This is a genomic window from Rhodococcus antarcticus (genome assembly GCF_026153295.1).
In the GTDB taxonomy this organism is placed as follows: Bacteria; Actinomycetota; Actinomycetes; order Mycobacteriales; family Mycobacteriaceae; genus Rhodococcus_D; species Rhodococcus_D antarcticus.
Map to the genome: position 1 here is coordinate 1849334 of NZ_CP110615.1, position 24064 is coordinate 1873397.

Annotated in this window: 23 protein-coding genes and 1 pseudogene; 5 read left to right on the top strand and 19 right to left on the bottom strand. The window is 73.0% G+C overall.

Annotated elements, in window-relative coordinates; all coding sequences use genetic code 11:
* The first annotated feature begins 18 nt into the window (after nt 1-18).
* The gene (locus RHODO2019_RS08890) at nt 19-1074 is read left to right on the top strand and encodes an HpcH/HpaI aldolase/citrate lyase family protein (RefSeq protein WP_265381466.1); all 1056 of its coding nucleotides are present in this window, start codon (nt 19-21) and stop codon (nt 1072-1074) included.
* A gap of 38 nt (nt 1075-1112) precedes the next feature.
* Complete coding sequence (locus RHODO2019_RS08895; protein WP_265384700.1) at nt 1113-1946, top strand: HpcH/HpaI aldolase/citrate lyase family protein; 834 nt, start codon at nt 1113-1115, stop codon at nt 1944-1946.
* Between the two features lie 3 nt (nt 1947-1949).
* Here the strand turns inward: RHODO2019_RS08895 and RHODO2019_RS08900 are convergent.
* Nucleotides 1950-2141, bottom strand: a pseudogene (locus tag RHODO2019_RS08900) (type I methionyl aminopeptidase); the annotation flags it as partial.
* Between the two features lie 100 nt (nt 2142-2241).
* On the opposite strand from RHODO2019_RS08900, the gene RHODO2019_RS08905 reads away from it, so the two are divergent.
* Entirely contained in the window at nt 2242-2496 is a 255-nt protein-coding gene (locus RHODO2019_RS08905; RefSeq protein ID WP_265381467.1) for a helix-turn-helix domain-containing protein, read from the top strand.
* Nucleotides 2497-2552: 56 nt separating this feature from the next.
* On the opposite strand, the gene RHODO2019_RS08910 is transcribed toward RHODO2019_RS08905, so the two are convergent.
* From RHODO2019_RS08910 to argC, 9 genes are read right to left on the bottom strand one after another with little or no spacing between them, the layout of a single operon-like run.
* A complete protein-coding gene (locus RHODO2019_RS08910) occupies nt 2553-3125 on the bottom strand; it encodes a DNA-3-methyladenine glycosylase (protein WP_265381468.1) in 573 nt (190 codons plus the stop codon).
* Complete coding sequence (argH, locus tag RHODO2019_RS08915; protein WP_265381469.1) at nt 3122-4528, bottom strand: argininosuccinate lyase; 1407 nt, start codon at nt 4526-4528, stop codon at nt 3122-3124. Before argH ends, RHODO2019_RS08910 begins: the two co-directional genes overlap by 4 nt.
* Nucleotides 4525-5724, bottom strand: a complete 1200-nt coding sequence (locus tag RHODO2019_RS08920) for an argininosuccinate synthase (protein ID WP_265381470.1) — start codon at nt 5722-5724, stop codon at nt 4525-4527. The genes argH and RHODO2019_RS08920 overlap by 4 nt, the downstream gene beginning before the upstream one ends.
* On the bottom strand, nt 5717-6250 hold the full coding sequence (locus RHODO2019_RS08925) for an arginine repressor (RefSeq protein ID WP_265381471.1): 534 nt from the start codon (nt 6248-6250) through the stop codon (nt 5717-5719). The genes RHODO2019_RS08920 and RHODO2019_RS08925 overlap by 8 nt, the downstream gene beginning before the upstream one ends.
* Nucleotides 6247-7170 (bottom strand): ornithine carbamoyltransferase, encoded by a 924-nt coding sequence (gene argF, locus RHODO2019_RS08930; protein WP_265381472.1) that lies wholly within the window; start codon nt 7168-7170, stop codon nt 6247-6249. Before argF ends, RHODO2019_RS08925 begins: the two co-directional genes overlap by 4 nt.
* Nucleotides 7167-8363, bottom strand: coding sequence for an acetylornithine transaminase (locus tag RHODO2019_RS08935; RefSeq protein WP_265381473.1), 1197 nt, complete (start codon nt 8361-8363; stop codon nt 7167-7169). The genes argF and RHODO2019_RS08935 overlap by 4 nt, the downstream gene beginning before the upstream one ends.
* Nucleotides 8360-9247 carry an acetylglutamate kinase gene (gene argB, locus RHODO2019_RS08940; RefSeq protein WP_265381474.1) on the bottom strand — a complete coding sequence of 296 codons (888 nt, stop codon included), beginning with the start codon at nt 9245-9247 and terminating at the stop codon, nt 8360-8362. The genes RHODO2019_RS08935 and argB overlap by 4 nt, the downstream gene beginning before the upstream one ends.
* Complete coding sequence (argJ, locus tag RHODO2019_RS08945; RefSeq protein WP_265381475.1) at nt 9244-10458, bottom strand: bifunctional glutamate N-acetyltransferase/amino-acid acetyltransferase ArgJ; 1215 nt, start codon at nt 10456-10458, stop codon at nt 9244-9246. Before argJ ends, argB begins: the two co-directional genes overlap by 4 nt.
* Entirely contained in the window at nt 10455-11477 is a 1023-nt protein-coding gene (gene argC, locus RHODO2019_RS08950; protein ID WP_265381476.1) for an N-acetyl-gamma-glutamyl-phosphate reductase, read from the bottom strand. Before argC ends, argJ begins: the two co-directional genes overlap by 4 nt.
* Nucleotides 11478-11803: 326 nt before the next feature.
* Between argC and RHODO2019_RS08955 the strand changes: the two genes are divergently transcribed.
* A complete protein-coding gene (locus RHODO2019_RS08955) occupies nt 11804-12901 on the top strand; it encodes an ABC transporter ATP-binding protein (RefSeq protein ID WP_265381477.1) in 1098 nt (365 codons plus the stop codon).
* Between the two features lie 34 nt (nt 12902-12935).
* Here RHODO2019_RS08955 and RHODO2019_RS08960 read toward each other — a convergent pair whose 3' ends face one another.
* The 8 genes from RHODO2019_RS08960 to infC all read right to left on the bottom strand — a co-directional run bounded on the left by RHODO2019_RS08960 (nt 12936) and on the right by infC (nt 20312).
* Nucleotides 12936-13583: a cytochrome b/b6 domain-containing protein gene (locus tag RHODO2019_RS08960; RefSeq protein ID WP_265381478.1), complete on the bottom strand. Its 648-nt coding sequence runs from the start codon at nt 13581-13583 to the stop codon at nt 12936-12938.
* Complete coding sequence (locus RHODO2019_RS08965; protein ID WP_265381479.1) at nt 13567-14292, bottom strand: molybdopterin-dependent oxidoreductase; 726 nt, start codon at nt 14290-14292, stop codon at nt 13567-13569. Before RHODO2019_RS08965 ends, RHODO2019_RS08960 begins: the two co-directional genes overlap by 17 nt.
* A gap of 147 nt (nt 14293-14439) precedes the next feature.
* A complete protein-coding gene (gene pheT, locus RHODO2019_RS08970; protein WP_435532098.1) occupies nt 14440-16911 on the bottom strand; it encodes a phenylalanine--tRNA ligase subunit beta in 2472 nt (823 codons plus the stop codon).
* A gap of 26 nt (nt 16912-16937) precedes the next feature.
* Nucleotides 16938-17921 (bottom strand): phenylalanine--tRNA ligase subunit alpha, encoded by a 984-nt coding sequence (gene pheS / locus RHODO2019_RS08975; RefSeq protein ID WP_435532214.1) that lies wholly within the window; start codon nt 17919-17921, stop codon nt 16938-16940.
* 116 nt (nt 17922-18037) lie between these two features.
* Entirely contained in the window at nt 18038-18856 is an 819-nt protein-coding gene (locus tag RHODO2019_RS08980) for a TrmH family RNA methyltransferase (protein ID WP_265381481.1), read from the bottom strand.
* Nucleotides 18857-18876: 20 nt separating this feature from the next.
* Nucleotides 18877-19269: a 50S ribosomal protein L20 gene (gene rplT / locus RHODO2019_RS08985; RefSeq protein ID WP_265381482.1), complete on the bottom strand. Its 393-nt coding sequence runs from the start codon at nt 19267-19269 to the stop codon at nt 18877-18879.
* Between the two features lie 87 nt (nt 19270-19356).
* On the bottom strand, nt 19357-19551 hold the full coding sequence (rpmI, locus tag RHODO2019_RS08990) for a 50S ribosomal protein L35 (RefSeq protein WP_265381483.1): 195 nt from the start codon (nt 19549-19551) through the stop codon (nt 19357-19359).
* Nucleotides 19552-19601: 50 nt separating this feature from the next.
* The gene (infC, locus tag RHODO2019_RS08995; RefSeq protein ID WP_265381484.1) at nt 19602-20312 is read right to left on the bottom strand and encodes a translation initiation factor IF-3; all 711 of its coding nucleotides are present in this window, start codon (nt 20310-20312) and stop codon (nt 19602-19604) included.
* Nucleotides 20313-20511: 199 nt separating this feature from the next.
* Between infC and RHODO2019_RS09000 the strand changes: the two genes are divergently transcribed.
* On the top strand, nt 20512-20895 hold the full coding sequence (locus RHODO2019_RS09000) for a DUF1844 domain-containing protein (protein ID WP_265381485.1): 384 nt from the start codon (nt 20512-20514) through the stop codon (nt 20893-20895).
* Nucleotides 20896-20950: 55 nt separating this feature from the next.
* Here RHODO2019_RS09000 and uvrA read toward each other — a convergent pair whose 3' ends face one another.
* Nucleotides 20951-23896, bottom strand: coding sequence for an excinuclease ABC subunit UvrA (gene uvrA / locus RHODO2019_RS09005; RefSeq protein ID WP_265381486.1), 2946 nt, complete (start codon nt 23894-23896; stop codon nt 20951-20953).
* Between the last annotated feature and the right edge of the window lie 168 nt (nt 23897-24064).

The following is a 24064-nucleotide window of genomic DNA, read 5'->3' on the forward strand; positions in this document are numbered from 1 at the left end:
AGCCTGGAACGGAGCTCCATGCACTCCCCGAGAGACTTCTATCGCCCGCTCGCCGTCGGCGCCCCGGACCCCGTGCGCGAGATCCCGTTCCGACCGTCGCGAATGATCCACTTCTTCGACCCGAGCAACCCGAAGATGGTGGCCAAGGCGCCCCAGATCGCGGCCGGCGTCGACATCCTGCTCGGCAACCTCGAGGACGCGGTCAAGTCGGAGAACAAGGAGGCCGCTCGCGCCGGTCTGGTGCAGGTGGCGAAGGAGAACGACTTCGGCGAGACCCAGCTGTGGACCCGGGTGAACAGCCTGGACTCCCCGTGGGGCCTGGACGACCTGACGACGCTGGTCACCGAGATCGGCGACAAGCTCGACGTGATCATGGTGCCGAAGGTCGAGGGGCCCGAGGACATCCACTACGTGGACCGCCTGCTCGCCCAGCTGGAGGCCAAGGCCGGCCTCCAGCGGCCGATCCTGGTCCACGCCATCCTCGAGACCGCCCGTGGCATGACCAACGTCGAGGACATCTGCACCGCCAGCCCGCGCATGCAGGGACTGTCGCTGGGCCCGGCCGACCTGGCCGCCAACCGGCGGATGAAGACGACCCGCGTCGGCGGGGGCCACCCGGGCTACCTGGTCCGCCAGGACCCGACCGACGGCGCCATCGACGGGCCGCGGTCGGTGTACCAGCAGGACCTGTGGCACTACACGATCGGGCGGATGGTGGACGCCTGCGCCGCCGCCGGGATCCTGCCGTTCTACGGGCCGTTCGGGGACATCAAGGACGTCGTGGCGTGCGAGGACCAGTTCCGCAACGCCTTCCTGCTCGGCTGCGTGGGCGCGTGGAGCCTGCACCCGGTGCAGATCGAGATCGCGAAGCGGGTGTTCTCCCCGGACCCCGCGGACGTGCTGCACGCGCAGGCCGTCATCGAGGCCATGGGTGACGGCTCGGGCGCGCTGATGATCGACGGGAAGATGGAGGACGACGCCTCGGTGAAGCAGTGCCAGGTGATGGTGTCCCTCGCCCACCAGCTGGCCGAGCGCGATCCCGAGCTGTCGCAGCGGTACGGGTTCACCGCGTGAGCACGCCGGTGATCGTGCCGCGGCGATCGGTTCTCTACATGCCGGGCGCGAACGAGCGGGCGCTGGAGAAGGCCAAGACCATCCCCGCGGACGCCCTCATCCTCGACCTCGAGGACGCGGTGGCACCCGACGCCAAGGCCGCTGCGCGCGAACGGGTCTGCGCGGCCGCGTCGTCCGGCGACTACGGCCGTCGCGAGGTGACCATCCGGGTCAACGGCATCGGGACCCCGTGGCACGACGACGACCTGCGCGCCGCAGCGGCAGCCGGTCCCGCCGCCGTGGTGGTGCCCAAGGTGAACTCCGTCGCCGACGTGCACGCCCTGGAGGCGGCGCTGGAAGCCGGTGGAGCCCCGGACCACACCACCATCTGGGCGATGCTCGAGACCCCGGTGGCGATCCTGCGCGCGCACGAGATCTGCGCGGCCTCCCAGCGGCTGTCGGTGCTGGTGATGGGCACCAACGACCTGGCCAAGGAGCTGCGGGCAGAGCACGTCCCCGGTCGGGCGCCGCTGCTCACCGCGCTGTCGACGGCCGTGCTGGCCGCCCGGTACGCCGGCAAGGAGATCCTCGACGGCGTGTTCAACGACGTCTCGGACCTGGAGGCGTTCACCGTGGAGGCGCAGCAGGCCAAGGAGTTCGGCTTCGACGGCAAGACCCTCATCCACCCCGGGCAGGTGGAGCCGTGCAACACCACCTTCGCCCCCACGCCGGACGAGATCGCACTGGCCCAGGAGGTCATCGCGGCCTTCGAGGCAGCCCAGCGCGAGGGCCGCGGCGTGGTCACGGTGAACGGCCGGATGATCGAGAACCTGCACGTCGAGCAGGCGCAACGGGTGCTGGCGGTGGCCGAGGCGATCGGAGCGCTGCGGTAGGCCTCAGCGGGCGGTGAGGATCTCCGGGCCGTCGTCGGTGACGGCGACGGTGTGCTCCCAGTGCGCCGCGCGGCGACCGTCGGCCGTGGCGATCGACCAGCAGTCCCTCTTGGTCCGGTAACGGCTGGTGCCCTGGTGGAACATCGGCGCGATCGCGATGGCGTTGCCCGCCCGCAGCCGGTGGCGACCAGCCGGGCGTCATCCTCGCTCATCGGCCCCACCGCCACGGTCACGGCCTTGTCGCCGTGCCAGCCGTAGATGATCGCGCGCAGTCGACCGACAGCAGGTCCCCACCGTGCAGGCGACGACCGCTGCACTCGGCGCCCTGCTCCGGCAGGCACGGGGCGAGCGGACCGTGCGCGAGGTGGCGGCCCGGGCCGGGCTGGCGGAGGAGACCCTGCGCAAGATCGAGCGGGGCGCGGTGCCCACCCCCAACCTGTTCGCCGTCGCCGCGCTGGCCCTGGTCCTGGACGTGGAGCTGTCGCATATGGTGCAGGAGAGCACCCTGCGCGCGGGCGACGCTGCCACCCCGCTGACCCGGCCCCGCTGACCCCGCGCCGCTGACCCGGTCGAACCCGGTCGAACCCGGTCGAACCCGGTCGACGATCAGGGGGCCCGGGGTGAGCGGCGGTAGGCCGACACGGCCGGGCTGCCCGGGAGCCAGAACCGCCACGGGACGTCCGCTGCCGTGCTGACCCCGACCCGGGGGCCGAGGGCCACCTCGACCACGGGCTCGTGCAGCTCCAGGCGCACCTCTCCCCCGGCGAGCAGGTCGGTGCCACCGTCGGCGAGGGTGATCCCCAGGGCCAGCGCCAGGTTGGCCGGACCCCGGGCGAGGTCGGGCGGGCGGCGCGCCGTGGGACGACGGGCGGTCGCCGTGTCGACTCCGGTGAGCACCTCCGCGGCCCGCAGGAGCACCGCCGCGGCCTGCCCGTCCGGACCCGCACTGACGTTGAGGCAGGTGTGCATGCCGTAGACGAAGTACGCGTACAGGCGCCCGGCGGGCCCGAACATCACCGCCGTGCGGGCCGTCCTCCCCCGGAAGGCGTGCGAGGCCGGGTCCTGGACCCCGGCGTAGGCCTCCACCTCGACGATGCGGGCACTGACCCCCCGGCCGTGCAGGGTCGCGCCGAGCAGCGCCCGGGCCGCAGCCTCCGCAGTGCCCTCGAGCGCGCTCACCCCGTCCGGGTGGCCCACTCGAGGTGGTCGGCCGCGGTGCGCCGCACGCCCCCGAGCTGCTCGGCCACCCGGACCCCGGCCGTGCCACCCCGGGCGTCGCGGGAGGCGATCGACCCGGTGACGGTGAGCACCCCGCGGACCTCGGGCGTCAGGTGGACGTCCACGGAGGCGAGCTCGGCGTCGGTCAGCTCCGCCAGGCCCACGCCCCGGGCCTCGGCCGCACGCACGCAGCCGCCGGCGGCCTCGTGCGCCACCCGGAAGGGCACCCCCTGCTTGACCAGCCACTCCGCCACGTCGGTGGCCAGGGTGAACCCGGCCGGAGCCAGCTCGGCCATCCGCTCGGTGTGGAAGTCCAAGGTGGCCACCAGCCCGGTGATCGCCGGCAGCAGCAGCTGCAGCTGGGCCACCGAGTCGAACAGCGGCTCCTTGTCCTCCTGCAGGTCCCGGTTGTAGGCCAGCGGCTGAGCCTTGAGCGTGGCCAGCAGACCCGTGAGGTTGCCGATGAGGCGGCCGGACTTGCCGCGGGTGAGCTCGGCGACGTCGGGGTTCTTCTTCTGCGGCATGATCGAGGACCCGGTGGACCAGGCGTCGGCCAGCGTCACGTAGCTGAACTCGGCGGTGGACCAGAGGATGACCTCCTCGGCGAGCCGGGACAGGTCGACCCCGATCATGGCCAGCACGAACGCGGCCTCGGCGGCGAAGTCGCGCGAGCTGGTCGCGTCGATGGAGTTCTCCGCCGAGGAGTCGAAGCCCAGCTCCGTGGCCACCGCCTCCGGGTCCAGCCCGAGCGAGGATCCGGCGAGCGCCCCGGACCCGTAGGGCGAGACCGCGGCGCGGACGTCGAAGTCGCGCAGCCGGGCCACGTCGCGCAGCAGCGGGTGGGTGTGGGCCAGCAGGTGGTGGGCCAGCAGCACCGGCTGGGCGTGCTGCAGGTGCGTGCGTCCGGGCATCACCGCCTCCGGGTGCGCCGCGGCCTGGGTGGCCAGGGCGTCCACGACGTCGAGCACCCCGACAGCAACCACGCGCACAGCGTCGCGCAGCCACATCCGGAACAGGGTCGCCACCTGGTCGTTGCGCGAGCGCCCGGCGCGCAGCCGGCCACCGACCTCGGGACCGACCCGCTCGATGAGCCCGCGCTCCAGGGCCGAGTGCACGTCCTCGTCAGCGAGCTCGGGGGTGAACGCGCCGCTGTCCACGTCCGCTGCGAGCCGGGCCAGACCCTCGAGCATGGTGGCGAGCGCGTCGTCGGTGAGCAGGCCCGCCGCGTGCAGCACCCGCGCGTGGGCCTTGGAGGCCCGCACGTCGTGCGGTGCCAGCACCCAGTCGAAGTGGGTCGACTTGCTCAGCGCTGCCATCGCCTCGGCGGGCCCGCTCGCGAAGCGCCCGCCCCAGAGCGCGCTCACAGCCCGAGGTCGCGCTTGGCCGCCATCTTCGAGGAGAGCCCGTGCAGCGTCACGAAGCCCTTGGCCATGCTCTGGTCGAACGAGTCGCCCTCGTCGTAGGTCGCCAGGTTGAAGTCGTAGAGGCTCTCCGTGCTCCGTCGCCCGTTGACGACCACGTTGCCGCCGTGCAGGACGAGCCGGATCTCGCCGGTCACCCGCTCCTGGGTCTTGGCCAGGAACACGTCCAGGGCGTCCTTGAGGGGCGAGAACCACAGGCCGTCGTAGACCAGCTCGCCCCAGCGCTGCTCGACCTGGCGCTTGTAGCGGGCCAGCTCGCGCTCGACGGTGACGTTCTCCAGCTCCTGGTGGGCGGTGATCAGCGTCATCGCGCCCGGCGCCTCGTAGATCTCGCGGCTCTTGATGCCGACGAGACGGTCCTCGACCATGTCGAGACGGCCCACGCCCTGGGCGCCCGCCCGGGTGTTGAGCTCCTGGATGACCTGCAGGACCGAGAGCTTCCGGCCGTCGATGCTCACCGGCACGCCGGCCTCGAAGGCGAGCACGAGCTCGTCGGGGGCGAGGAAGTTGACGGTGGGATCCTCGGTGTAGCTGTAGACGTCCTTGGTGGGGGCGTTCCACAGGTCCTCGAGGAACCCGGTCTCCACCGCACGGCCCCACACGTTCTGGTCGATGGAGAACGGGGACTTCTTGGAGACGTTGATGGGGATCGCGTTCTCCTCGGCGAAGGCGATGGCCTTCTCCCGGGTCCACGCGTAGTCGCGGACGGGCGCGATGACCTCCAGGTCCGGGCCCAGCGCGCCGATGCCGACCTCGAAGCGCACCTGGTCGTTGCCCTTGCCGGTGCAGCCGTGGGCGACGGTGGTGCCACCGAAGGTCTTCGCCGCCGCCACGAGGTGCTTGACGATGAGCGGGCGGCTGATCGCCGAGACCAGCGGGTAGCGATCCATGTACAGGGCGTTGGCCTGGACCGTCGGCAGGCAGTACTGCTCCGCGAACTCGTCGCGGGCGTCGACGACGACGGACTCCACGGCGCCGCAGTCCAGGGCGCGCTGGCGGATGTCCTCCATGTCCTCGCCACCCTGGCCGAGGTCGATGGCCACGGCAACGACCTCCTTGCCGGTCTCCCTGCCGATCCAGCTGATGGCGACGGAGGTGTCCAGCCCGCCCGAGTAGGCGAGTACGACGCGGTCAGCCATGAGTGCTGTGCTCCTTCTGCTGCAGGTGGGTGATGCGGGTGGCGAGCTCGGCGCCGGTCAACGGTTCCCGGGCGACGACGACGATCGTGTCATCCCCCGCGATCGTGCCGACGACGTCGTGCAGGGCCGCGCGGTCCAGGGCGCTGGCCAGGAAGCTGGCCGCCCCGGGCGGGGTGCGCAGGACGGCGAGGTTGCCGCTGGAGTCGGTGGACACCAGCAGCTCGGCGAGCAGGCGGGCCAGGCGGTCGGTGCCGCCCCCGACGACGCCGTTCACGACCCGCTGCACCGGGCTGCCGTCCTCGGGGACGACGTAGACCCCGGCAGAGCCGTCGACGCCGCGGAGCTTGACCGCACCGAGCTCGTCGAGGTCCCGGGAGAGGGTGCCCTGGGTGGTCTCGACGCCCTCGGCGGCCAGCAGCGCGGCGAGCTCGGGCTGGTTGTGCACCGGGTGGGCGGCCAGCAGCGCGAGGATCCGCCCCTGCCGGGCGACCCGGCTGACGGGACTGCTCGACGGGCCGGCGGTCACGGGTGCTCCAGCAGCCAGGTCAGCAGGGCTTTCTGCGCGTGCAGGCGGTTCTCGGCCTCGTCCCACACCGCGCTGTGCGGGCCGTCGAGCACCTCGTCGGTGATCTCCATCCCGCGGTGGGCGGGAAGGCAGTGCAGCACGACGGGGTCCGCCGCGGCCCGGGCCAGCAGCTCGGCGTTCACCTGGAACGGGCGGAACGGCCGCACCCGGTCGAGCCCGTCGTCCTCCTGGCCCATGGAGGTCCAGGTGTCGGTGACCAGGACGTCCGCGCCGTCGGCCCCGGCGTGCGGGTCGGTGGTGGTGCGCACGCTGCCGCCGGTCAGCTCCGCGCGCGCCCGGGCTGCGTCGAGCACGCCCGGATCGGGGTCGAAGCCCCGCGGAGCGGCGACGGTGACGTGCATGCCGGCGGTGGCGCCCCCGAGGAGCAGCGAGTGCGCCATGTTGTTGGCCCCGTCGCCGAAGTAGGTCATCCGCAGGCCCGCCAGGGAGCCCTTGCGCTCGGCGATCGTCTGCAGGTCGGCCAGCACCTGGCACGGGTGGAAGGTGTCCGACAGCGCGTTCACGACCGGCACCGTCGAGCCCTCGACCATGAGCTCGAGGCGCTTCTGGGCGAAGGTCCGCCACACGATGGCGCTGACGTAGCGGCTCAGCACCCGCCCGGTGTCGTCGATGGTCTCCTCGCGACCCAGCTGCATGGTGCGTCCGTCGACCACCACGGCGTGCCCGCCGAGCTGGGCGATGCCGACCTCGAAGGAGAACCGGGTGCGGGTGGAGGCCTTCTCGAAGATGACGCCCACGCCCTGGGGTCCGGCCAGCGGCGTGTGGCTGCACGGCGCGGCCTTGAGCTCGGCGGCCAGGGCGAGCACCTCCGCCTGCTCGGCCGGGGCGAGGTCGTCGTCGCGGAGGAAGTGGCGGGTCATGCGAGGGCTCCCTGGGCTGAGGTCTCGGCGGCACGGTCGAGGATGGCGGGCAGGGCGTCGACGAACGACTGCGCCTGCTCCGAGGTCAGCACCAGCGGCGGGGCGAGCCGGAGCACCGCCGGACCGGGGGCGTTGAGCAGGAACCCGGCGTCCTCGGCCGCGGCCACGACGGCGGGACCGACCGGCGCGGTGAGCACGATGCCGAGCAGCAGCCCGGTGCCCCGGACGTGGCTGACGAGCGGGTGCCCGAGCGCCTCGATGCCCGCGGAGAGCTCCTTGCCCAGCGCCGCGACGTGGGCCAGGAGGTCGTCGGCGGCCAGGGTGTGCAGGACGGCCAGCGCCGCGGCGCAGCACACGGGGTTGCCGCCGAACGTGGTGCCGTGCTGGCCGGGCTGCAGGAGCTCCCCGGCCGCGCCGATCCCGATGCACGCCCCGATGGGCAGACCGCCGCCGAGCCCCTTGGCCATCGTCACCACGTCCGGGGTGACCCCGTCGGCCTGGTGGGCGAAGAACGTGCCGGTGCGGCCGACCCCGGTCTGCACCTCGTCGAGCACCAGCAGCGCGCCGTGGCGGGTGGTGATCTCCCGGGCTGCGGCCAGGTAGCCGGCCGGCGGCACGACCACGCCCCCCTCCCCCTGCACGGGCTCGAGGAACACCGCGGCCGTGTCGGCGTCCACCGCGGCCTCGAGCGCGGCGACGTCGCCGAAGGGCACGAACTCCACCCCGGCGGGCATCGGCTCGAACGGGGTGCGCTTGCCGGGCTGCCCGGTGAGGGCGAGAGCACCCATCGTGCGGCCGTGGAAGCCGTTCTCCGCGGCGATGATCGTGGGGCGGCCGGTGCGGCGGGCGATCTTGAACGCGGCCTCGTTGGCCTCCGCCCCGGAGTTGCACAGCAGCACCCGGCCCGGGTGGCCCAGGTGCGCCAGGAGCTCCTCGGCGAGCTGGAGCGCGGGTTCGGAGACGTAGAGGTTGGACACGTGCCCGAGGGTGGAGAGCTGGCGGGTGACGGCCTCGACGACCGCCGGGTGGGCGTGGCCGAGGGCGTTGACGGCGATCCCGCCGAGCAGGTCCAGGTAGGTGCGCCCGTCCTCGGCGGTGAGCACCGCTCCGGAGCCGGAGACCAGCCCCAGCGGCGGGGTCCCGTAGTTGTCCATCATCGAGGCCGCCCAGCGCTGCTGGAGGGGAGTGGTCATGAGCGGGTCACCATCGTTCCTATGCCGTCGGAGGTGAACACTTCCAGGAGCACCGAGTGGGCCAGGCGCCCGTCGATGACGTGGGCGCTGGGCACGCCCCCGGTGACCGCGCGCAGGCAGGCCTCCATCTTCGGAGCCATGCCGGAGTCCAGGCGTGGGAGCAGCCCGGCGAGCTCGTCGCTGCCGATCGTGGAGCGCAGCGAGCCGCGGTCGGGCCAGCTGTCGTAGAGGCCCTCCACGTCGGTGAGCACCACGAGCTTTTCCGCCCCCAGCGCCACGGCGAGCGCAGCCGCGGCGGTGTCGGCGTTGACGTTGTGCACCACGCCGTCCACGTCGGGGGCGATGGAGCTGACCACCGGGATGCGGCCGGCACGGACGAGGTCGAGCACCGCGTCGGCGTTGACGTCCACCACGTCGCCGACGAGGCCCACGTCCACCGGCTGCCCGTCGACGGTGGCGGTGCGCCGGGCGGCGGTGAACAGCTGGGCGTCCTCGCCGGACAGGCCCACCGCGTGCGGGCCGTGGGCGTTGATGAGCCCGACGAGCTCACGACCGACCTGGCCGAAGAGCACCATGCGGACGACGTCCATCACCTCGGGCGTCGTGACCCGCAGGCCACCCCGGAACTCCCCCGCGAGACCGAGCCGGGTGAGCATGGCGGTGATCTGCGGACCACCGCCGTGCACGACCACGGGGTGGATGCCGGCGGTGCGCAGGAACACCATGTCCTCGGCGAACGCCCGCTTGAGCCCGTCGTCGACCATGGCGTTGCCGCCGTACTTCACGACGACGACCTTGCCGTGGAAGCGCTGCAGCCAGGGCAGGGCCTCGACGAGGACCCCGGCCTTCTGGGCGGCGGTGACCAGCCGCTGGCTGGCGGTCACGAGCTGTACGCCGAGTTCTCCTCGACGTACCCGTGGCTGAGGTCCGTGGTGCGGATGCTCGCCGTGGCGTCGCCGAGGCCGAGGGCGATCTCCAGGCTGATGCGCTCCGCGGAGAGGTCGGCCTCGCGGGCGCCGGGTGCGCCGACCCCGCCGAGGCAGACCGGGTGGCCGTCGAAGGAGACGTCGATGCGGTCGGGCTCGAGGGCCACGGGCGCCATGCCGACGGCGGCGAGCACCCGGCCCCAGTTCGGGTCGGAGCCGAACAGCGCGGTCTTCACCAGGCTGTCCCGGGCCACCGTGCGGGCGACGGCCACCGCCTCGTCCTCGGTGCGGGCCCCGGAGACGGTGATGGTGACGTGCTTGGTGGCGCCCTCGGCGTCGGCCATGAGCTGGGCGGCCAGGTCGTCGCAGACCGCGGTGACGGCCGCGGTCAGCTCGCCGGCCGTGGGCGTGTGCTCGCTGGCGCCGGAGCCGAGCAGGAGCACCGTGTCGTTGGTCGAGGTGGCCCCGTCGACGTCGAGCCGGTCGAAGGTGGTGCGGCACGCCTCGCGCAGCGCCGCGTCCAGCACGGCCGCGTCGGCCACGGCGTCGGTGGTCAGCACCACGAGCATGGTGGCCAGGCTGGGTGCGAGCATCCCGGCACCCTTGGCGAAACCGCCCACCGTGAAGCCGTCGGCCTGCACCGCAGCCTGCTTGGGCACGGTGTCGGTGGTCATCACGGCGCGAGCGGCGTCGAACCCGCCCCCGAGTCCGCCGGCGAGCTCGTGCACCGCCTCGGACACGCCGGGCAGCAGCTTGTCCATGGGCAGCCGGTCGCCGATGAGACCGGTGGAGCACACCGCGACCTCTGCTGCGCCGGTCCCGGTGCCCCAGCCGCTCAACGTCGCCGCGGTGTGCTCGGCGGTGGCGTGGGTGTCCTGGAACCCGCCGGGCCCGGTGCAGGCGTTGGCCCCGCCGGAGTTCAGCACCACCGCGCGCAGCCGGCCGGTGGTGAGCACCTGCTGGCTCCACAGCACGGGGGCGGCCTTGACCTGGTTGCGGGTGAAGACCCCGGCGGCGGCGTGGTCGGGCCCCTCGTTGACCACGAGGGCGACGTCGAGGTTGCCCGAGGCCTTGAGCCCGGCGGCGACCCCGGAGGCCTTGAACCCCGCGGCGGCGGTGACGCCCTGGTTGCGGACGAGGTCGTCCCGGGCTGGGGCGGGCGGTGTCACGGTGCGACTCCGATCGTGGACAGGCCTGCGGTCTCGGGGAGTCCGAGGGCGAGGTTCATGCACTGGACGGCCGCACCGGCGGTGCCCTTGGTCAGGTTGTCCACGGCCGCCACGACGACGAGGCGCTGGGCGTCGGCGTCCACCGCCACCTGGAGCTGGAGGGCGTTGGACCCGAGCACGGCCCCGGTGGTGGGGAAGCGTCCGGCCGGCAGCAGGTGCACGAAGGGCTCGTCGGCGTAGGCCTGCTCGTAGACCGCCCGTGCCTGCGGCCCGGTCGCCGACGTGCGCGCCGAGCAGGTGGCGAGGATGCCGCGGGGCAGCGGGGCGAGCACGGGGGTGAAGGACACCGTGACCGGTGCGCCGGCGGCGGCGGTGAGGTTCTGCCGGATCTCCGGGGTGTGCCGGTGGGTACCGCCCACGCCGTAGGCGCTCAGCGAGCCCATCACCTCCGAGCCCAGCAGGGTGGTCTTCGCCGCCCTCCCCGCGCCGGAGGTGCCGCTGACCGCCACCACGGTGACGTCGTGGTCGACGATCCCGGCGGCCAGGGCCGGGGCGAGGGCGAGGCTGGCGGCCGTGGGGTAGCAGCCGGGCACCGCGATCCGCCGCGCCCCCACGAGCGGCTCGCGCGCCCCGGGCAGCTCGGGCATCCCGTACGGCCAGGTGCCGGCGTGCGGGCTGCCGTAGTAGCGGGTCCAGGCCTCGGGATCGACCAGCCGGAAGTCGGCCCCGCAGTCGATGACGACGACGTCCTCGCCCAGCTGCCCGGCGATCTCGGCCGAGCGGCCGTGCGGCAGGGCCAGGAAGACCACGTCGTGACCACCGAGGACGTCGGGGGTGGTCTCCTGCAGCACCCGGCCGGACAGCGGCAGCAGGTGCGGCTGGTGCTCTCCCAGGGCCGATCCGGCGTTGCCCCCCGCGGTCACCGCACCGATCTCCACGTCCGGGTGGCCCAGCAGCAGGCGCAGGAGCTCTCCCCCTGCGTACCCGCTGGCCCCGGCGACCGCGATCCGCACTGTCATGACAACATCATGCACTACTCTGCAACTTCATGCGAATGTCTCGAGCCTGACCGGCAGCGCGCGCCACGCCCAGGGGCGGGCGGGCCCAGGCACGGGACGTGCGTCCGGCGCGGACCCGGGAGGGGCTCGCGCAGCCACCGCGACTGTGATGCAGGGCACTGCTACGGTGCCGGTGATCGCGACGCCGTCCTGCGGGTGCCGTCCCTCCTCCGGGGGTCGGATCCCACCCCGGGCCGGAAAGCCGTGAGGTGTGCAGCGGGGTCTCGGCCGACCTCGTCCCGCCCACCCGTACCCGGTGCGGTCACCCACCTACGGAAGGAACAGCCATGGCTGGAGTCCAGTACCTCGAGGCCTCACGGATCTACGCGGGCAACCCCACCCCGGCGGTGAACAAGCTCGACCTGGAGGTCGTCGAGGGCGAGTTCATGGTCCTCGTGGGTCCGTCGGGATCCGGGAAGTCGACCGCCCTGCGCATGCTCGCGGGCCTGGAGGACGTCGACCAGGGCGCGATCCACATCGGCGGCCGGGACGTCTCCCAGATGCCGCCCAAGGACCGCGACATCGCGATGGTCTTCCAGAACTACGCCCTGTACCCACACATGTCGGTGGCCGAGAACATGGGTTTCGCGCTCAAGCTCAAGGGCGTCAGCAAGGAGGACCGTCGCGCCAAGGTCGTCGAGGCCGCCAAGCTGCTGGACCTCGAGGCCTACCTCGACCGCAAGCCCAAGGCGCTCTCCGGTGGCCAGCGCCAGCGTGTCGCCATGGGTCGGGCCATCGTCCGCGAACCCAGCGTGTTCCTGATGGACGAACCGCTGTCGAACCTCGACGCCAAGCTGCGGGTGGAGACCCGCGCCAACATCGCCGCGCTGCAGTCCCGCCTGGGCACCACCACCCTCTACGTCACCCACGACCAGGTCGAGGCCATGACCATGGGCCACCGCGTGGCCGTCCTCAAGGACGGCATCCTGCAGCAGGTGGACACGCCGCGGAACCTCTACGACGCTCCCCGGAACGCCTTCGTCGCGGCGTTCATCGGCTCGCCCGGCATGAACCTGCGCACCGCCCGGCTCGTCGACGGCGGCGCCCAGCTCGGCAGCTCGGTGGTCCCGCTGCGCCGTGAGGTCGTCGAGGCGGCGTCGAGGGCGAACCTGCAGGAGATCACGCTCGGGATCCGCCCCGAGGCGTTCTCGGTCGCCACGGACGGCGAGGGCATCACCGTCGACGTCCAGCTGGTGGAGGAGCTCGGCGCCGACGCCTACGTGTACGGCAAGGTGGTGGGCACCGACGACGACTCGGTCACCAAGCACTTCGTCGTCCGCTTCGACGGTCGGGTCCCGCCCCGCAACGGCGACACGATCCAGGTGGTCTCGCGCCACGGCGACGAGCACGCCTTCCACCCGGAGACGGGCGAGCGACTGGGCTGAGCGACACCCGTGCGGCACGACGGCCGCGGTTCCCTCAGGGGTGCCGCGGCCGTTGCGCGTCCCGGTTCTCGCGCTCCCACTCCGGGTGCTCGTTCCGGGCCCACGCGCGGTGCACCCGACCCGACCTGATGCCCCGCATCGCCTCGGGGTCGCGGAGGGCGTGGTGGAGGTGACCCAGCACGAGCACCCAGACGGCGAGGGCCGACCAGTCGTGCACGAACGTCGCGCCGGTGCGGTAGGCCAGCGGCGCCAGCCCGGTGAAGTACATGATCGTCCCGGTGCCGAGCAGCACGAGGATGGCACCGGTGCTCAGCGCCCCGTTGAGCTTCTGGCCGGCGTTGAACTTGCCCACGCCATCCGCGTCCCGCCTGCCCCGACCCGCCCGCAGCCACGCGCCGTCGGCCGGGGTGAACCGCCCGAGCCGGCGCAGGTCGCTGCGGTAGGCCTTCGACACCGCCCCCGCCACCAGCGGCACGGGCAGCGCGAACCCCGACCACACGTGCACCAGGACCACGATCCGTCGGTTGCCCACCAGCACCGACAGCGGGCCGAGGTAGAGCACCGCCGCGGTGAGGGCGCAGGCAGCGAACAGCACCCCCACCGACCAGTGCACCCAGCGCTCCACCCGGTCGAAGCGGTCGAGCTCGTCACGGGGCGGGGCGGGGTCAGCTGGTCGGCTCATCGCTGCGCCCGTTCGTCGTCCCCACCGTGCCGTCGAGGTCGTAGCCGCGGGTCTCCCAGTAGCCGGGGACCTCGGCGCGGGTGAGCTCGATGCCGGAGAGCCACTTCAGGCTCTTGTAGCCGTACTGCGAGGCGGCGAAGAGCCGAACGGGTCCGCCGTGGTCGTGGGTGACGTCACCGTCGAGCATCTGCAGCGCCACGAGGACGTCGTCGCGCCGCGCGACCTCCAGCGGCAGGCTCTCGGTGTAGGTCCCGTCGAAGGAGGTGAACCGCACTGCCGTGGCGCCGGCTCCCACCCCGGCGGCGTCGAGCACCTCGGACAGGCGCACGCCGCTCCAGCGCACCTCGGGCACCCGCCACCCCGTCACGCACTGGAAGTCGCGGACGATCGTGGTCTGCGCCATGCCTTGGAGGTCGGCCAGGCCCAGGGTCACCGGGGCGTCCACCATCCCGGACACGGCCAGCGAGTAGCTGGTCGCGTCCTCGCGCGGTGCGCCCCGGGTGACGGAGTAGAAGCGGAAGGTGTTGCCCACGGGGATGAGGCCGACCAGCCCCGTCGGGTCGTGGTTGCCGATGGGCCCGAGCACGGCCGCGAGACCCCGCTGGATCGGGCCGCCGGCCAGCACCCCCGCCGCCCCAAGGCCGACGAGCCCCAGGACCAGCCGCCGGCCGACCGGCGCACCGGCCGGTCGTGGGGTGGTCGGGGTCATGCCCCCAGTGTGCCCGTGCACCGGAGCGGTGCTGCCTGGGCCCGCCTGGTGTCACCGGCGTCACCGAACGCGGAACGGATCCGGAGGCCACCCCCGTGGTGGACCCCGACGTCCTCGTCGTCGCCTGCGGGTCGCCCGGCGATCCGGCTACCCGCGCAGCACGGCCCCCACCCGCTCGGTGGCCAGCGCGACCGCGGCATCGCGGGCCGCCGACGCCTCGTCCTCGGTGAGAGTGCGGTCGGTGGCGCGGAAGCGCAGCGAGAAGGCCAGCGAGCGCTTGCCCTGCGCCACCTGGGACCCGGTGTAGACGTCGAACAGCCGGACGTCCTCGACCAGGTCACCGGCCCCGGTGAGCAGGGCCGACCGCACGTCCTGCGCCGGCACGCCCTCGTCGACCACGAGCGCCACGTCCTGCAGCACGGGCGGGAACGGCGACACGGCCGGTGCCGGTCGTGGCTCGACCAGCGGCAGCGCGTCGAGCTCGAGCTCCACCGCACAGGTGCGCGCCGGCAGTCCGAGCCGCTCCACGACGCGCGGGTGCAGCTCGCCCGCGTGACCCACCACGACGCCGGCCACCGACAGCTCGGCGCAGCGACCGGGGTGCCAGGGTGCACGCCGGCCAGCGCGGACGGTGAGCTCCACCCCCGCGGCGGACGCCACGGCCTGGGCGGCCGCGATGGCGTCGGCGGCCTCGGCCGCCCGGCCCGGACCCCACCAGCCGGCGAGCTCGCGCTGCCCCGCGAGCACCGCGGCGACGTGAACGGGCTGGGGCGGCAGGGATGCCTCGATGGCGGCCACCTGCTCGACGGTGGGCCGGCGGTCGACCGGCAGCGCGGCCACCGGCTCGGGGACGTCCCTGCCCGGGAGCACGACCTGGGCCATCCCGTAGAGCGAGACGGTGCGGGCTCCTCGGGAGACGTTGCGGACCAGCGCCTCGAGCAGAGCGGGCAGCAGAGTGGTGGCCAGCTCCCCGCGGTCGGCGTCGAGCGGGTTCAGCACCCGGGCGGTGTGCCGCCTCGGGTCCTCGGCGTCGAGGCCGAAGGCGTCGAACACCCCCGGGGGCAGGAACACCGTGGGCAGCACCTCGACGTACCCGGTGGCGGCGAGCGCGCGGGAGACGGCCCGACGGCGGCGCTGGGCGGGGGTGAGTCCGCGGCCGGCCGGGGCGGCCGGGAGCACCGACGGGATCACGTCGAGCCCCTCCAGCCGGAGCACCTCCTCCACCAGGTCGGCGGGCTGGACGAGGTCGGGCCGCCAGCTGGGCGGGGTCACCGCGAGGCCGCCGTCGACGTCGACGACCGTGCAGCCCACCTCCTCGAGCCGGTGACGGGTGGTCCCCGGGGCGTAGCCGGTTCCGGCCACCCGGTCGGGCAGGTCGACGGCGATCGTGATGGCCGGCCGCACGCCGACGGAGCCGAGCACGGTGCGTCCGGGTGCCACGGAGCCGCCGGCGATCTCGGCGAGCAGGGTGGCGGCGCGCTCGAGGGCGACCTCGGCCAGCGCCGGGTCCACGGTGCGCTCGAAGCGACGGCTGGCCTCGCTGGGCAGCTTGTGCCTGCGCGCGGTGCGGAACACCGACAGCGGGTCCCAGGTGGCGGCCTCGAGGAGCACGTCCGTGGTGGTGGTGGTGACCTCTGTGCCGGCCCCGCCCATCACTCCGGCCAGGGAGACCACGCCGGAGTCGTCGGCGATGACCACGTCCTGGGGGTCGAGGGTGCGGACGGTGTCGTCCAGGGTGCGCAGGCTCTCCCCCGGCTGCGCCCGCCGGACGTGCAGCGCGCCCCGGACCCGCGCGGCGTCGAAGGCGTGCAGCGGCTGGCCGAGCTCGAGCATGACGTAGTTGGTGACGTCCACGGCCGCGGAGATCGGCCGCAGGCCCGAGAGCAGGAGCCGACGCTGTAGCCACCACGGGCTCGCGGCCGAGGCGTCCACCCCGGTGACCCGACGTGCGGTGAAGCGGCTGCACCCGGCGTCGGGGTCCACCGTGACGGGCCACGCGTCCCCCTCGGTGTCCGGCACGGCGACGGCAGCGGGGTCGGTGAAGGGCACCCCCAGGGCAGCGGCCATCTCCCGCCCCAGTCCCCGCATCGAGAAGCAGTAGCCACGGTCGGGGGTGACGGCCAGGTCGAGCACGGCGTCGGTGAGCCCGAGCACGTCGGCGGCCACGGCGCCGGGCTCCGCCGTGCCCGGGGGGAGCACGACGATCCCGGAGTGCTCGGCCCCCAGGCCCAGCTCCCGCGCGGAGCAGATCATGCCGTCGGAGACCTCGCCGTAGGTCGTGCGGGCAGCGATGGCGAACCCACCGGGCAGCTCCGAGCCGGGCAGCGCCGCGACGACCAGGTCACCCACCGCGAAGTTCCGTGCTCCGCAGACGATCCCGCGCGGCTCCGGCTCGCCCACCTCGACCCGGCAGGACCGGATGGGCTTCTTGAACCCGCTGAGCTCGGTGATCTCCAGGACCCGTCCGACGACGACCGGTCCGGCGACCCCGGGCAGCACGTCGATCTCCTCGAGCTCGAGACCCACGCGGACGAAGGCGTCGCCCACGGCCGCGGGATCGGCCGGGAGCACGCCCGCGGGGAGTCCGGAGTCGGCGAGCCAGGTCAGGGGGGTGCGCACGGGAGCCTCGCTTCTGGGGTGTGGAGCTAGAGGGACAGGCCGAAGGGCAGCGTGAAGCGCACGTCGCCCTCCACCATGTCGCGCATGTCGGAGATGCCGTTGCGGAACATCAGGGTGCGGTCCACGCCCATGCCGAAGGCGAAGCCCGAGTACCGCTCCGGGTCGATGCCGCTGGCCCGGAGCACGTTCGGGTTGACCATCCCGCAGCCACCCCACTCCACCCAGCCCGCGCCACCCTTCTTCTCCGGGAACCACACGTCGGGCTCGACGGAGGGCTCGGTGAAGGGGAAGTAGCTGGGCCGGAAGCGGATCCGGGAGTCCGGCCCGAACATCGCCCGGGCGAAGGCGTCGAGGGTGCCCTTGAGGTGGGCCATGGTGAGGCCCTCGGCGATGGCGAGGCCCTCGATCTGGTGGAAGACCGGGGTGTGCGTGGCGTCGAGCTCGTCGGTGCGGAACGTGCGGCCCGGGCACACGACGAACAGCGGCAGGTCGCGGCTGAGCATGGAGCGGACCTGCACCGGCGAGGTGTGCGTGCGCAGCACCTGACGGGATCCCTCCGGGGCGACGTGGAAGGTGTCCTGCATGGTGCGCGCGGGATGGTCGGGCAGGAAGTTCAGCGCGTCGAAGTTGAAGTGCTCGCTCTCCAGCTCCGGGCCCTCGGCAACCTCCCAGCCCATGGCCACGAACACGTCGGCGGCCTGCTCCAGCAGCACGGTGATGGGGTGGCGTGCGCCCGGAGGCACCCGGTTCGCGGGCAGCGTCACGTCGACGGACTCCGCGACGAGGACGGCGGCGTCACGCTCGGCGGAGAGCACGGTGCGCCGGTCGTCGTGCGCGAGCTGGGCGGCCTGGCGGACCTGGTTGACCCGCTTGCCGGCGTCCGAGCGTGCGGCCGGTGGCAGGGCGCCGAGCTCGCGGCGGGCCAGCATCACCGGGGCGCGGTCCCCGAGGTGCGCGGTGCGGGCCGCGGCCAGCGCGTCGAGGTCCCCCGCCGCCGCGAACGCCGCCAGGGCCTGCTCCCCGGCGGCCTCGAGCGCGGCGGGTTGGAGCGTGGCGACCTGCTTGGGGTCGTAGGGGTCGTTGGTCGCGGACACTCTCGCGTGCACCTCTTCCGGTCTGGGTTCGGTCAGGAGCGTAGGCGAGCGCGCTGCACGCGAGCGCTGGCGTACAGGCACACCGCCGCCGCCGTGGCGACGTTCAGGCTCTCCGCCCGCCCGTGGATGGGCACGCGCACCCGGTGGTCGGCCGCGGCGGCGAGCACGGGGTCGAGCCCGTGCGCCTCGTTGCCGAACAGCCACGCGGTGGGAGCGGCGAGGAGCTGGTCGGCGTCGTCGAGGTCGACCTCGCCGTCGGCCGCGGTGGCCAGCACCTGCAGTCCGGCCTCGTGCAGCCGTGCGACCAGCGCGGTGGTGTCACGGTGCCGGGCGACGGGCAGGTGGAACACGCTGCCGGTGGAGGCGCGCACGCACTTGCCGTTGTGCACGTCGACGCTGTCCCCGGCCAGCAGCACCGCGTCGGCCCCGGCGGCGTCGGCCACCCTGACCACGGTGCCGGCGTTGCCCGGCTCCCCCGCGTCCACGAGCACCGCGACCAGGCGGGGTTCGTCGCTCAGCGCGCTGGGCACGTCCACGTCGACGAGCGCACAGACGGCCACGATGCCCTGGGGGGTCACGGTCTCGGCGAGCGCGGCGGCCGCACGGGGCGTGACGGTGCTGACGGTGACGCCGGCGGCCCGCGCCCCGGCCACGAGGACGGTGTGCCTCGCGGCGGCCTCGTCGGTGGCGAAGAGCTCGTGGACCACCCCGTGGGCCAGGGCCTCGGTCACGGCCTGGGACCCCTCGACGAGGAACCGCCCCGCCGCCCGACGGGCAGCAGGGCGGTGCAGCTTGACCGCGGCCACGACCCGGGGGGTGCGCTCGGTGAGCTCCCCCCCGGGCACGGCCACCGGCCCGCGGGCTGCAGTGCTCAGGCGGCGGCCACGGCGACAGGGGCGTTCACGTCAGCCGGCAGGCTCGCCCTGGACAGCTCGACCAGGGTCGCGAACGTGGCAGCGTCGTGCACGGCCAGGTCGGCCAGCACCTTGCGGTCGACCTCCAGGCCGGAGAGCTTGATGCCCTGCATGAACCGGTTGTAGGTCATGCCGTTCGCGCGGGCCGCAGCGTTGATGCGCTGGATCCACAGCTTGCGGAACTCGCCCTTGCGCGCCCGGCGGTCCCGGTACGCGTAGGTCATCGAGTGGAGCATCTGCTCCTTGGCCTTGCGGTAGAGCCGCGAGCGCTGGCCCCGGTAGCCGGCCGCCGAGGCGAGAACGGTCCGGCGCTTCTTCTGGGCGTTGACTGCCCTCTTGACGCGTGCCACTGGTGGGTCCTGTTCGGTGTCAGGGGCGGAGGTCCGCCCGGGTGTTCAGGGGAGCGGCGCGGGCGGTGGCCCACGCGGCCGGGTCGCTCAGATGCCGAGCAGGCGCTTGATGCGGCCGGCGTCGCGCTTGTCGACCTCGGTGGTGCCCTCCAGGCGACGGGTGCGCTTGGAGGCCTTGTGCTCCAGGAGGTGGCGACGGCCGGCCTTCTCGCGGAGCAGCTTGCCGCTGCCGGTCACCTTGATGCGCTTGGCGGTGCCCTTGTGCGTCTTCATCTTCGGCATGAGTGATCCTCTGTGCTGCGTGTCGTGCTCCGGCCCGGCGGGGCGCGGAGCTACTGCTGGGGTGCGGGCGCGGCGGCCGCGGCGGCGGGTGTCGCCTCCACGGCAGCGGGCTCGCTCGCGGGTGCCACGGGCTCGGCGGCCACCGGAGCGGGCTGGTTGCCGGCCTCGACGCCCTGCTGGGCCTTGACCCTGGTCTTCGCACCCTTGTGCGGGGCCAGGACCATCGTCATGTTGCGGCCGTCCTGCTTGGCGGAGGTCTCCACGTAGCCCAGGTCCACCACGTCGGCGCCGAGGCGCTGCAGCAGGCGGAAGCCGAGCTCGGGGCGGGACTGCTCCCGGCCGCGGAACATGATGGTGACCTTGACCTTGTGGCCTGCCTTGAGGAACCGCTCGACGTGACCCTTCTTGGTCTCGTAGTCGTGCGAGTCGATCTTCGGCCGGAGCTTCTGCTCCTTGACCACGGTCATCTGCTGGTTCTTGCGCGACTCGCGCAGCTTCTGCGCGTTCTCGTACTTGAACTTGCCGTAGTCCATGAGCTTGCAGACCGGGGGGCGGGCCTCCGGTGCCACCTCGACGAGATCGAGGTCGGCCTCCACGGCCAGCCGGAGGGCGTCTTCCACGCGAACGATGCCCACCTGTTCCCCGTTGGGTCCGACGAGCCGGACCTCGGGAACTCGGATGCGGTCGTTGATGCGGGTCTCGGCGCTGATGGATCCTCCTCGGTTCGACGGTGCTGTCGTGACCGGTGGAGGGACTCCCACGACGAAGGCCCCTGCCCGCCTTGAGGCGTGCCGGGGCCCGTTGCCGACCGGTCCTGCGCTGCCCGGCTCTCGCCGCGAGCACCCCGGCGCGAGCCGGGCGGACCGGACCTCGAGGACACCGTGTGCCCTGAGGTGGGAGCGGACTCCACTTGCTGCCCCCGTGCATGACGGGGGCGGTCGTGGTGAAAGGGTACCAGGCATGTCGGACGCCCCGGAACTCGCCGCAGATCAATCCTCCCCGGAGCCCGTGTCCCACGGGCTCCCGTCCCGCGAGCTCTCGGACGTGCCCGCCATCGAGGTCATCAGCCGGGCTGCCGTGATGCTCATGAGCTCGGCTGCCGAGAAGCTCGGCCTGGCCGATGCCGACCCCGCGGAGAGCCCGCACCGGGACCTGGACGAGGCCCGGCGGGTCATCACCGCACTCGCAGGTCTGGTCACGGCCTCGACGGAGTACCTCGGGCTGCACGCCGGACCGCTGCGCGAGGGCCTCCAGGCGCTGCAGCGGGCCTTCCGCGAGGAGTCCACCCACCCCGACGAGCCCGGGATGGGCCCCGGCGAGAAGTACACCGGCCCGGTCCACTGACCGGCGGCCAGCCCCTCCCCCGGGCGCGCGCCGGTGACGGTGGCCCCGGCGACGGTCAGTGTGCGGCGGCGGGCTCCTTGGCCCGACGCGGCGCGGGCTTCCTCGCCGGTCCCTTCCGCGGGGCGGCGGACACGCCGGGCGCACCCGGGGCGAGCACGTCCTTGAGGAACGACCCCGTGTAGCTGGCCGACACCGAGGCGATGTGCTCGGGCGTGCCCTCCGCCACCAGCGTGCCGCCGCCGGCCCCACCCTCCGGGCCCATGTCCAGCACCCAGTCCGCGGTCTTGATGACGTCGAGGTTGTGCTCGATCACGATGACCGAGTTCCCCTTGTCCACGAGACCGTTGACCACGAGCAGCAGCTTGCGGATGTCGTCGAAGTGCAGCCCGGTGGTCGGCTCGTCGAGCACGTACACCGCGCGGCCGCTGGTCCGCTTCTGCAGCTCCGAGGCCAGCTTCACCCGCTGCGCCTCTCCGCCGGAGAGCGTGGTGGCAGGCTGGCCCAGCCGGACGTAGCCCAGGCCGACCTCCACCAGCGTCGCGAGGTAGCGGTGGATGGAGCTGATCGCCTGGAAGAAGTCCGCCGCCTCCTCGATGGGCATGTCCAGCACCTCGGCGATGGTCTTGCCCTTGTAGTGGACCTCCAGGGTCTCCCGGTTGTACCGGGCCCCATGGCAGACCTCGCAGGGGACGTAGACGTCGGGCAGGAAGTTCATCTCGATCTTCAGGGTGCCGTCGCCGGAGCACGCCTCGCAGCGGCCGCCCTTGACGTTGAAGGAGAACCGGCCGGGCTGGTAGCCGCGCACCTTGGCCTCGGTGGTGGAGGCGAACAGGGTGCGGATCTTGTCGAACACGCCGGTGTAGGTGGCGGCGTTCGACCGGGGCGTGCGGCCGATGGGCGACTGGTCCACCCGCACGAGCTTGTCCAGCTGGTCCAGGCCGTTGACCCGGGTGTGCCGGCCCGGGACCTGACGGGCACCGTTGAGCTTGTTGGCCATGACGGTGGCGAGGATGTCGTTGACCATCGTCGACTTGCCCGAGCCCGACACCCCGGTGACTGCCACCAGCAGTCCCAGCGGGAAGGCGACGTCGATGCCCTGGAGGTTGTGCTCGCGAGCCCCCACCACGGTGACCATCCGCTTGCGGTCGACCTTGCGGCGGGTGGTCGGCACCGGGATGCTCTCGCGCCCGGAGAGGTACGCGCCGGTGACCGACTCGGGGTTGGTGAGCAGGTCGGCGTAGCTGCCGCTGTGCACCACGCGGCCGCCGTGCTCACCGGCACGGGGGCCGATGTCCACCACCCAGTCCGCGGCCCGGATGGTGTCCTCGTCGTGCTCGACGACGATGAGCGTGTTGCCCAGGTCGCGCAGGCGGGTCAGCGTCTCGATGAGGCGCCGGTTGTCGCGCTGGTGCAGCCCGATGGACGGCTCGTCCAGCACGTAGAGAACGCCGACCAGCCCGGAGCCGATCTGGGTGGCCAGCCGGATGCGCTGGGCCTCGCCGCCGGACAGGGTCCCCGCCGCACGGTCCAGGGACAGGTACTCCAGGCCGACGTCGAGGAGGAACCCGAGCCGCGCCTGCACCTCCTTGAGCACCGAACCTGCGATGACCTCCTCGCGGGGGCCGAGCGTGAGCCCGTTCAGGAACCCCGCGCAGTCGGCGATGGACAGGGCGCACACCTGTGCGATGGACATCTCGCCGCGGTCGTCGTGGGCCATGGTGACCGCGAGGATCTCCGGCTTGAGCCGGGTGCCCCCGCAGGCGGGGCAGGGCACCTCGCGCATGTACCCGTCGTAGCGCTCCTTCATCTGCTCGGACTCGGTCTGCTCCATGCGGCGCTCGAGGAACGGCATGACGCCCTCGAACGCGGCGTAGTAGGACCGGGTCCGGCCGTAGCGGTTGCGGTAGCTGACGTGGACCTGGTCGTCGGAGCCCTCCAGCACCGCCGCGCGGGCCTTCGCCGGGAGTTCGCGCCACGGGGTGCGGACGTCGAAGCCCATGGCCTCCGCCAGACCGGCGAGCAGCCGGGCGAAGTACTCCGCCGTCTGGCCGCTGGACCAGGGGGCGATGGCGCCGTCGGCCAGGCTCAGCTCGTCGTCGGGGACCACGAGCTCCGGGTCCACCTCCTTCCGGATGCCGAGCCCCGTGCACGTGGGACAGGCGCCGTAGGGGGAGTTGAAGGAGAAGGAGCGGGGCTCGAGGTCGTCGATGGACAGCGGGTGGTTGTTGGGGCAGGCCATCTTCTCCGAGAACCGGCGCTCGCGGTCCGGGTCGGACTCCGCACGGTCGACGAAGTCCAGCACCAGGACGCCGTCGGCCAGGCGCAGCGCGGTCTCGACCGAGTCCGTCAGCCGCTGCTTCGCCGTGGCCTTGACCTGGAGGCGGTCCACGACCACCTCGATGTCGTGCTTCTCCTGCTTCTTGAGCTTGGGCGGGTCCGACAGTGGGTGGACGGTGCCGTCGACCCGCACGCGGGCGTAGCCCTGCTGCTGCAGCGACTCGAAGAGGTCCACGAACTCGCCCTTGCGGGTGCGCACGACCGGGGCGAGGACCTGGAAACGGGCCCCCTCCTCCATCTCCAGCACCTGGTCGACGATCTGCTGCGGCGTCTGCTTGGAGATGAGCTCGCCGCAGACCGGGCAGTGCGGGGTGCCGGCGCGCGCGTACAGCAGGCGGAGGTAGTCGTAGACCTCGGTGATGGTGCCGACCGTGGACCGCGGGTTGCGGTTGGTGGACTTCTGGTCGATGGACACCGCGGGCGAGAGACCCTCGATGAAGTCGACGTCCGGCTTGTCCATCTGGCCGAGGAACTGCCGGGCGTAGGCCGAGAGCGACTCGACGTACCGACGCTGACCCTCGGCGAAGATGGTGTCGAAGGCCAGGCTGGACTTGCCGGAGCCCGAGAGCCCGGTGAACGCGATGAGGCTGTCCCGCGGGAGGTCGAGGTCGACACCCCGGAGGTTGTGCTCGCGGGCGCCACGCACGACGAGACGGTCAGCCACGGAAATTCCTCTCCCAGAACACGGTGGGTCCTTCACAGGACACGGTCGAACGGTCCGCGGCAGCACTCTCGAGGCGCGCCCACGCCATGCTAGGTGCGGACCCCGACAACTTCCGGGTGGGCCGGGGTGGCAGTGAGGCGGCTCATGCCGGGGGCGCCACGGTCGTGT

Bases quoted from the DNA above. Each gene is read 5' to 3' on its own strand.
- RHODO2019_RS08890 (WP_265381466.1), top strand. From the start codon at position 19: ATGCACTCCCCGAGAGACTTCTATCGCCCGCTCGCCGTCGGCGCCCCG.
- RHODO2019_RS08895 (WP_265384700.1), top strand. From the start codon at position 1,113: ATGCCGGGCGCGAACGAGCGGGCGCTGGAGAAGGCCAAGACCATCCCC.
- RHODO2019_RS08920 (WP_265381470.1), bottom strand. From the start codon at position 5,724: ATGGCTGACCGCGTCGTACTCGCCTACTCGGGCGGGCTGGACACCTCC.
- argF (WP_265381472.1), bottom strand. From the start codon at position 7,170: ATGACCCGCCACTTCCTCCGCGACGACGACCTCGCCCCGGCCGAGCAG.
- RHODO2019_RS08935 (WP_265381473.1), bottom strand. From the start codon at position 8,363: ATGACCACTCCCCTCCAGCAGCGCTGGGCGGCCTCGATGATGGACAAC.
- argC (WP_265381476.1), bottom strand. From the start codon at position 11,477: ATGACAGTGCGGATCGCGGTCGCCGGGGCCAGCGGGTACGCAGGGGGA.
- RHODO2019_RS08955 (WP_265381477.1), top strand. From the start codon at position 11,804: ATGGCTGGAGTCCAGTACCTCGAGGCCTCACGGATCTACGCGGGCAAC.
- RHODO2019_RS08960 (WP_265381478.1), bottom strand. From the start codon at position 13,583: ATGAGCCGACCAGCTGACCCCGCCCCGCCCCGTGACGAGCTCGACCGC.
- RHODO2019_RS08965 (WP_265381479.1), bottom strand. From the start codon at position 14,292: ATGACCCCGACCACCCCACGACCGGCCGGTGCGCCGGTCGGCCGGCGG.
- rpmI (WP_265381483.1), bottom strand. From the start codon at position 19,551: ATGCCGAAGATGAAGACGCACAAGGGCACCGCCAAGCGCATCAAGGTG.
- RHODO2019_RS09000 (WP_265381485.1), top strand. From the start codon at position 20,512: ATGTCGGACGCCCCGGAACTCGCCGCAGATCAATCCTCCCCGGAGCCC.